This is a genomic window from Rhizobacter sp. P2_H2 (genome assembly GCF_056403375.1).
Genome location: NZ_JBFUFP010000184.1, coordinates 1 through 7334 on the forward strand (window position 1 = coordinate 1; position 7334 = coordinate 7334).

Sequence of the window (7334 nt, forward strand, 5' to 3'; positions counted from 1 at the left end):
GGCCAGCAGCCAACCGGGTACGGGATCGCAGTTCGATGTCCGCCTGCCGCGCGACGATGCACCGGCCGCGCCGCTGCCCGCCGGCGCGCGGCCTGCGGCGACAACGCCGGCGCGCGTTCCGGAACCGGCGCCGGGCGAGCGCCGCGGGCAGGTGCTCTACATCGAGGACAACCCGGTGAACGTGCTGCTGGTCGAGGAACTGGTCCGCGGCCAGGCAGGCCTGTCGATCGAATCGGCCGCAAGCGGAGAAGCCGGCGTCGAGCGGGCCCGCGAGCTGCAGCCCGACCTGGTGCTGATCGACATGCAGTTGCCCGATTTCGACGGCTTCGAAGTGCTGCGACGCCTGCGAGCGCAACCGGAGACCGCGCACATCCGATGTGTCGCGCTGTCGGCCAACGCGATGCCCGAAGACRTCKCMCGGGCKCGCSAGGCGGGCTTCGACGACTACTGGACCAAGCCGATCGACTTCAAGGCCTTCCTCGCCGCGCTCGACCGGCTGGCGCAGGCGCGGCGGCCGGGTGCCGATCAGGGTGCGAGGCGTTCGCGCAGCCAGCTGCCTTCGGCCAGCCGGTAGCGCAGGCGATCGTGCAACCGCGACTTGCGGCCCTGCCAGAACTCCCAGCTGTCCGGCACGAGGCGGAAGCCGCCCCAATGCGGCGGGCGCGGCGGGTTCAGCGCGTAGCGCGCGGCGGCCTTCGCGGCGTTGGCCACCAGCACCGCGCGCGAGCCGATCACCTCGCTCTGCGGCGAGGCCCAGGCACCCAGCCGCGAATCGAGCGGGCGCGACTGGAAGTACGCATCCGACTCGGCCTCGCTGGTGCGTTCGACGCGGCCTTCGATGCGCACCACGCGCTCCAGCTCGACCCAGTGGAACTGCAGCGCGGCCCACGCATGGGCGGCCAGTTCGCGGCCCTTGCGGCTGTCGTAGTTCGTGTACCAGACGAGGCCGCGCGCATCGAAACCCTTGATCAGCACGATGCGCGTCGACGGGCGCTGGTCGGCGCCGACCGTCGCGAGGGTCATCGCGTTCGGCTCGGGCAGCTTCGCATCGAGGGCCTGCTGGAACCACAGGCCGAACTGCTCCAACGGGTCGCTGCGCGAGGCGTTCTCGTCGAGTTCGGCGCGTTCGTAGCTTTTGCGGAGGTCGGCAATATCGGTCATGGCCGGAGTATCCCGCAGGGAACAAAATACCTGCGGGGAATGCCTTAAGTGAACGCCCCACTAGGCGCCGAAAGCAAACGATTCCATTCTTGCAACCAAGGGCTTGCGTGCTGTGATGCGCCGGCTGCCATGACGAACAACAATGAAAGGGATGGCCTCATGAAGGCGCGGCCGGCGATCGTCGTGCTCGCCGCGGGACTGGGTTCCCGTTTCGGCGGTACGCAACACAAGCTCACGCAGAGCCTCGGCGCATCGAGTGTTCTCGGGACGACGCTTCGGCATGCGCTCGCGACGCACCTGGCGGTGATCGTCGTCGCCACCGAGGTGCTGGCCGAAGAGGCTGCCTCGCATGTCGCGACGCGCGACATCGTGATGCTGCCGTCGGTCGGCTCGGGCTCGCCGGTCAGCGCGCAGCGCCTGGGCATGGGCTTCTCGATCGCGTCGGGCGTCGCGGCCTGCTCCGATGCCTCCGGCTGGCTGGTGCTGCCGGGCGACATGCCGATGGTGCAGCCGTCGACGCTGCTCGCGGTGGCGCAGCAGCTCGACCACCATGCCGTGAGCTATGCGCAGTACCGGGGCCGGCGCGGGCATCCGGTGGGTTTTGCGGCCGAGCTCTACACCGAGCTGGTGATGCTGACCGGCGACGAGGGCGCGCGCCGGCTGGTGGCGCGCTATCCGGCGCAGGCGGTCGATGTCGACGATTCCGGCGTGCTGATGGATGTCGACAACGAGGGCGACCTGGATCGCGTGCGGGCAGCCTACAGCCCGTCGCTGTTCGGCGACTCTCGTTGAAGGATGACAGCCCCTCGGTCGACGGGTACATCGACCGATCCCCCGAGGGGATGCAGGCCGGCTTGGGAGCGGCCCGGCGCTCGGCCTGCCTAGCCGTTCACCAGCGCGTGCCGCTCCACCAGTGCCACCAGCCGCTCGATGCCGCGGTCGCGGATGCCGCATTGGCGCAGCGAGCGCGCCGTCTCCATCAGGTAGTCAAGCGTCGTGCCGTAGCGCCCGCAGGCGCTGCGCAGCACGCCGAGCAGGTGCTCGTCGCTCAGCGTGCCGGTGTAGTTCGGGCTGCTGCGGCTCAGCGTGAAGCCGAGCGCGCTCACCGGCCCTTGCGGCGTGCGGCATGGCAGCCAGCGGGCATCGTAGACGCCGGTCGGCATCTCGCGCGCCCACAGCCTCGGCAGCTCGTCGTCGACGCGTGCGCGCTCGATGCGGTAGACCATGCCGCGGCAGGAGCCGCCTGCCACCAGCGCGAACACCAGGCCCGGGCATTCGGGCGTGCCGCGGTTGATGCGCGAGCGCATCTCGAGCGCGCGGTGCCAGCCGTGCACCTGGGCCAGCCGCTGCTCGGCGGCTTCGAACTCGGGGCGCCAGATCAGCGACGCGTAGCCGAAGATCCACAGGTCGTCACGGCCGCCCCAGCGGGAATGCACGTCGGCCAGCAGTTTGGCGGGGTCGCGCACGGGCGCCAAGCCGGTATCGATCACTGAATCGAGCATGGACGACACTCTAGAATGAATTTTCTTCAGCCGGGAGCTGGCGATGAGTGACCAAGACGACGACGTGCAGAAGTACGCGCTGGGCGCAGTGGCCTTCGTGGTGGCGCTGGTGGTGGCCGGGGTCATCGGGCTGGCCGCCTCGCGTGTGCTGCATGCGCCGAAGGCGGCCGGCCCCTCCACCGCATCCGCGACGACCCCGGCCGAGACCTCCGCGGTCGAGCGCATCTACTTCGAGGTCGGCCAGGACAGCCTGCCGGCCGATGCCATCGACGTGCTGAACCGCGTGGCCGAGGCGGCCCGCTCGAGCGGCGGCACCGTGCTGATCTCCGGCTTCCACGACGCGAGCGGCGATGCGGCCGCGAATGCCGACCTGGCGAAGCGCCGGGCCCAGCGCGTGCAACATGCGCTGGAGGCGAACGGCGTCACCGCCGACCACCTGCAGCTCAGCAAGCCGGCCGTGACCACCGGCGACGGCGACCCGAAGGCGGCGCGGCGCGTCGAGCTGCGCCTGCAATAGATGCTCGGGTAGGACATCGCGCACATGCCGTGGCGGCCCTCGCCGATAGGGGCTGCCACTGCGGCAGCCTAAGCTCGAACGAATCCGTTCAAGCAGGGGCCGCGCCATGAAGATCCATCCGCAACGTCACGAGAACCTGAAGAAGATCGTCGACCTGGTGGAAGGCATCGACATCGCGATGCTGACCACCCAGGCCGCCGATGGCCGGCTGCTCGGCCGCCCGATGGCCGCGCTCGAGGTCGATCGCGACGGCAGCTTCTGGTTCTTCACCAGCGAGCGCTCGGCCAAGGTGCACCAGCTCGACCGCGTCAACCTGGCCTTCACCGATGAAGGCGACGCGACCTACGTGTCGATCAGCGGCCAGGCCGCGATCGTCAACGACCGCGCCCGCATCGACGAGCTCTGGACCGCCGCCGCGAAGCCGTGGTTCCCGCAGGGCAAGGACGACCCGGACCTGGTGCTGCTGCGCGTCGACACCGACATCGCCGAGTACTGGGATGCGAACAGCAGCCGGATGATCCGCCTGCTCGCGATGGCCGCTTCGGCCGTCGCCGGGCGGCCGATCGGCCTCGGCGACCACGAGGTCGTCAGCAACCCGTCGCGCCCGCCGGTCTCGCACCAGCGCTCGCTCATCGGCGATTGATCCCGTGTCGCGGCGTCGCGCATGGTCGTGGAGCCTGCTCGGCCTCGCCGGCGCCGTGCTGGTGGCGTTCGTCGCGTGCGAAGCCCTCGGCTGGCCGTTCCTCGTCGGCCCGGCGCAGCGGTTGCTGGCCGACACGCTGAAGCGCGATGTCCGGCTCGCCGACGGGCCTGACCACGGCCGCGTCCGTCTGCTCGGCGGCTTGCGCATCGACATCCCGATGCTGGAGATCGGCAGCGCCGCGTGGAGCAAGGATCCGTACTTCCTGCATGCCGAGAACGCGCAGCTGCGCGTCTCGTATGCGGCACTGTGGCGTGCACACCGGGGCGATGCGCTGGACATCAAGCGGTTGCATGCCGACCGCCTGATCGTGCACGCCGAGCGCCGCGCCGACGGCATGGCGTCATGGCAGTTCGGCGAGCCGAAGGCCCAGCAGGAGAAGGGCACGCGGCTGCCGCGCGTGCGCTCGCTGTCGGTGACCGACGGCCAGCTGACCGTCGTCGATGCCCCGTTGAGGGCCGATCTCCGCGCTGAAATACGCCTGGCCGACCAGGACACGGCAGCGCCGCTGCCGGCCGATGCGGCCTCGGCCCCTCGCTCGCTCACCGGCCTCGTCGTGCGCGCGAAGGGCACCTACGGCGGTTTCCCGGTCGAAGGCCGCCTGCGCTCGATCGGCGTGATGCCGCTGCTGGTCAGCGACGACGACGCGCCGCCGGTGCCGGTGGCGTTGCGCATCGACGCCGGTCGTGCCGGATTCCGTTTCCAGGGCACGGTGACCGACGTGCTGAAGCTCGAGGGCATGACCGGCCGCGTGCGCGTCAGCGGCCCGTCGCTGTCGGCAGTCGGCGATCCGCTGGGCGTCACGCTGCCGACCACCGGGCCGTTCGAGATCGACGGCCGTGTCGCGAAGCGCGGCGAGGTGTGGAACGTGCTGGTCGACGACGCGACGGTCGGCAACAGCCGGCYGAATGCGGCGTTGACCTACGACCGGCGGCCGAAGGTGCCGCGGCTGTCGGGCCGGGTCTCCGGGCCGCGGCTGCTGCTGGCCGATCTGCTGCCCAGCATCGGCGTCGGGCCCGAGCCGGTACCCGCCGTCGCGCCCGAGCAGAAGCCGCCGAAGCGCCCCGGCGACCGGGTGCTGCCGAACCGCGCGTTCGACCTGCCGTCGCTGAGCGCGATGGATGCGAACGTGGTGCTGGCCTTCGACCGCGCTGAGCTGGGCCGCATCTTCGCGCTGCCGCTGGAGCCGCTGCGTGCGCACCTGACACTCGCCGACGGCAAGCTCGCGATCGCCGACCTGGTGGCGCGCACCGCCGACGGCAGCCTGGCGGGCGCGGTCTCGCTCGACGGCAAGCCGAAGCTCGCGCTGTGGGACAGCGACCTGCGCTGGAGCGGCGTGCGGCTGGAGCGCTGGCTGAACCAGGGCCGGCCCGCCGACAAGCCGCCGTACGTCACCGGGCGGCTGATCGGCCAGGCGAAGCTGAAGGGGCAGGGCCGTTCGACCGCCGAGATCCTCGGCAGCCTCGACGGCACCGTGGTCACGCGCATCGTCGAGGGCAAGGTGTCGCACCTGGCGATCGAAGGAGCCGGGTTGGACCTGGCGCAGGCGCTGGGCGTGCTGGCCAAGGGCGACGAGCTGCTGACGATCGACTGCGCGCTCGTCGACCTGCAGGCGAAGAAGGGCGTGCTGCGGCCGCGCGCGATGGTGATCGACACCCGAGACTCGACCATCTGGGCCGACGGCACCTTGTCGCTCGCCGAAGAGAACATGGACCTGCGCGCCGTCGTCACGCCGAAGGATTTCAGCCCGCTCGCGCTGCGCACGCCGCTGCGCGTGCAGGGCAGCTTCAGCGATCCGAAGATCTCGCTCGAGAAGGCACCGCTCGCGCGCAAGGTGGGCACCAGCGTGCTGCTCGGGCTGTTGAATCCGCTGGCGGCGCTGATCCCGCTGGTCGACATGGGCGAGCGGCAGCCGTCGGGCGAGGGGTGCAACGCCTTGCTGGAACGCGCCCGGCAACACGCCGCGCCGGGCGGTGGCTGAGCCGATCGCGAGATCATCCTGAAATCATCTTGAATTGACGATGTAACTTGGTTACGCGATACTCAAAAGCCTGGTTACGACCCCGGCCGCGAGGTGCCGCCCATGAAACAAGTCCTGCAGGAAGTCACCCACCGCATCCGCGAGCGCAGCGCCCCGACGCGCACCGCCTACCTGGCGCGCATCGACAAGCTGGCGATGCGCCAGCGCGGCTCCGACCGCATGGGCTGCGCCAATGTCGCGCATGCCTTTGCCGCGCTGCCGGCCAACGACAAGTTCAAGGTGGTGGCGCAGCGCTCGCCGCACCTGGGCATCGTCACCTCGTACAACGACATGCTGTCGGCGCACCAGCCCTACGAGCGCTTCCCCGACATCATCCGCAACGAGGCGCACCGCCACGGCGCGACGGTGCAGGTGGCGGGTGGCGTGCCGGCGATGTGCGACGGCGTGACGCAGGGCCTGCCCGGCATGGAGCTGAGCCTGTTCTCGCGCGACACCATCGCGATGGGCACCGCGGTGGCGCTGACGCACGATGTGTTCGATGCCGCGCTGCTGCTCGGCGTGTGCGACAAGATCGTGCCGGGGCTGCTGATCGGCGCGCTGCACTTCGGCCACCTGCCGTGCGTGTTCGTGCCGGCCGGGCCGATGGGCACCGGCCTGTCGAACACCGAGAAATCGAAGGTGCGCGAAAAGTACGCGCAAGGCCTGGTCGGCCGCGACCAGCTGCTCGAGGCCGAATCGGCCGCGTACCAYGGCGCCGGCACCTGCACCTTCTACGGCACGGCCAACAGCAACCAGATGCTGCTCGAGGCGATGGGCCTGCACGTGCCCGGCGCCGCCTTCGTGCACCCGCATGCGCAGCTGCGCGAGGCGCTGACGCGCGAGGCGGTGCGCGCCGCGCTGGCGATCACGCACGGCGGCGGGCGCTACACGCCGATCGGCCGGCTGGTCGACGAGCGCGTGATCGTCAACGCGATGGTCGCGCTGCTGGCCACCGGCGGTTCGACCAACCACCTGATCCACTGGGTGGCGGTGGCGCGCGCGGCCGGCATCCTGATCGACTGGACCGATTTCTCCGACCTCTCGCATGCGACGCCGCTGCTGGCGCGCGTGTACCCGAACGGCAGTGCCGACGTGAACCAGTTCCAGTCGGCCGGCGGGCCGGGCTTCGTGATCCGCGAGCTGCTCGATGCGGGCTACATGCATGCCGATGTCGCTGCGGTGGCCGAGGGCGGCATCGCGGCCTACGGCACGCAGCCGCAAGGTGATGGCGAGCGCCTGACCTGGTCGGCGCTGCCGGCGCAGAGCGGCGACGACAGCGTGGTGCGCACCGCGGCCGCGCCGTTCAGCCCGTCGGGTGGCCTGAAGCTCCTGACCGGCAACCTCGGCCGTGCGGTGATCAAGATCTCGGCGGTGCCCGAAGACCGTCACATCGTCGAGGCGCCGGCGCTGGTCTTCAATGCCCAGGAAGAGTTG

At 70.6% G+C, this 7334-nt stretch carries 8 protein-coding genes; 6 read left to right on the forward strand and 2 right to left on the reverse strand.

Going from position 1 to position 7334, the window contains the following annotated elements:
- The coding region (locus AC1D15_RS12520) for a response regulator (RefSeq protein WP_477826222.1) at positions 1–574 on the forward strand (574 nt) is incomplete at its 5' end.
- Here AC1D15_RS12520 and pdxH read toward each other — a convergent pair.
- Positions 526–1161 (reverse strand): pyridoxamine 5'-phosphate oxidase, encoded by a 636-nt coding sequence (gene pdxH, locus AC1D15_RS12525; RefSeq protein ID WP_047504576.1) that lies wholly within the window; start codon positions 1159–1161, stop codon positions 526–528. The two genes, AC1D15_RS12520 and pdxH, sit on opposite strands and share 49 nt — an antisense overlap.
- Before the next feature lie 159 nt (positions 1162–1320).
- Between pdxH and AC1D15_RS12530 the strand changes: the two genes are divergently transcribed.
- Positions 1321–1953: a nucleotidyltransferase family protein gene (locus AC1D15_RS12530; protein WP_047504571.1), complete on the forward strand. Its 633-nt coding sequence runs from the start codon at positions 1321–1323 to the stop codon at positions 1951–1953.
- A gap of 89 nt (positions 1954–2042) precedes the next feature.
- Here AC1D15_RS12530 and AC1D15_RS12535 read toward each other — a convergent pair whose 3' ends face one another.
- The gene (locus AC1D15_RS12535) at positions 2043–2663 is read right to left on the reverse strand and encodes a gamma-glutamylcyclotransferase (protein WP_477826223.1); all 621 of its coding nucleotides are present in this window, start codon (positions 2661–2663) and stop codon (positions 2043–2045) included.
- Between the two features lie 43 nt (positions 2664–2706).
- Here AC1D15_RS12535 and AC1D15_RS12540 point away from each other — a divergent pair, with 43 nt between their 5' ends.
- The 4 genes from AC1D15_RS12540 to AC1D15_RS12555 form a co-directional block, all read left to right on the forward strand.
- Positions 2707–3180, forward strand: coding sequence for an OmpA family protein (locus AC1D15_RS12540; RefSeq protein WP_477826224.1), 474 nt, complete (start codon positions 2707–2709; stop codon positions 3178–3180).
- A 106-nt stretch (positions 3181–3286) separates the two neighbouring features.
- Positions 3287–3823 carry a pyridoxamine 5'-phosphate oxidase family protein gene (locus AC1D15_RS12545; RefSeq protein ID WP_477826225.1) on the forward strand — a complete coding sequence of 179 codons (537 nt, stop codon included), beginning with the start codon at positions 3287–3289 and terminating at the stop codon, positions 3821–3823.
- Between the two features lie 4 nt (positions 3824–3827).
- A complete protein-coding gene (locus AC1D15_RS12550; protein WP_477826226.1) occupies positions 3828–5861 on the forward strand; it encodes an AsmA family protein in 2034 nt (677 codons plus the stop codon).
- 102 nt (positions 5862–5963) lie between these two features.
- Positions 5964–7334 (forward strand): dihydroxy-acid dehydratase domain-containing protein (locus tag AC1D15_RS12555; protein ID WP_477826227.1); only part of this gene is annotated, 1371 nt, incomplete at its 3' end.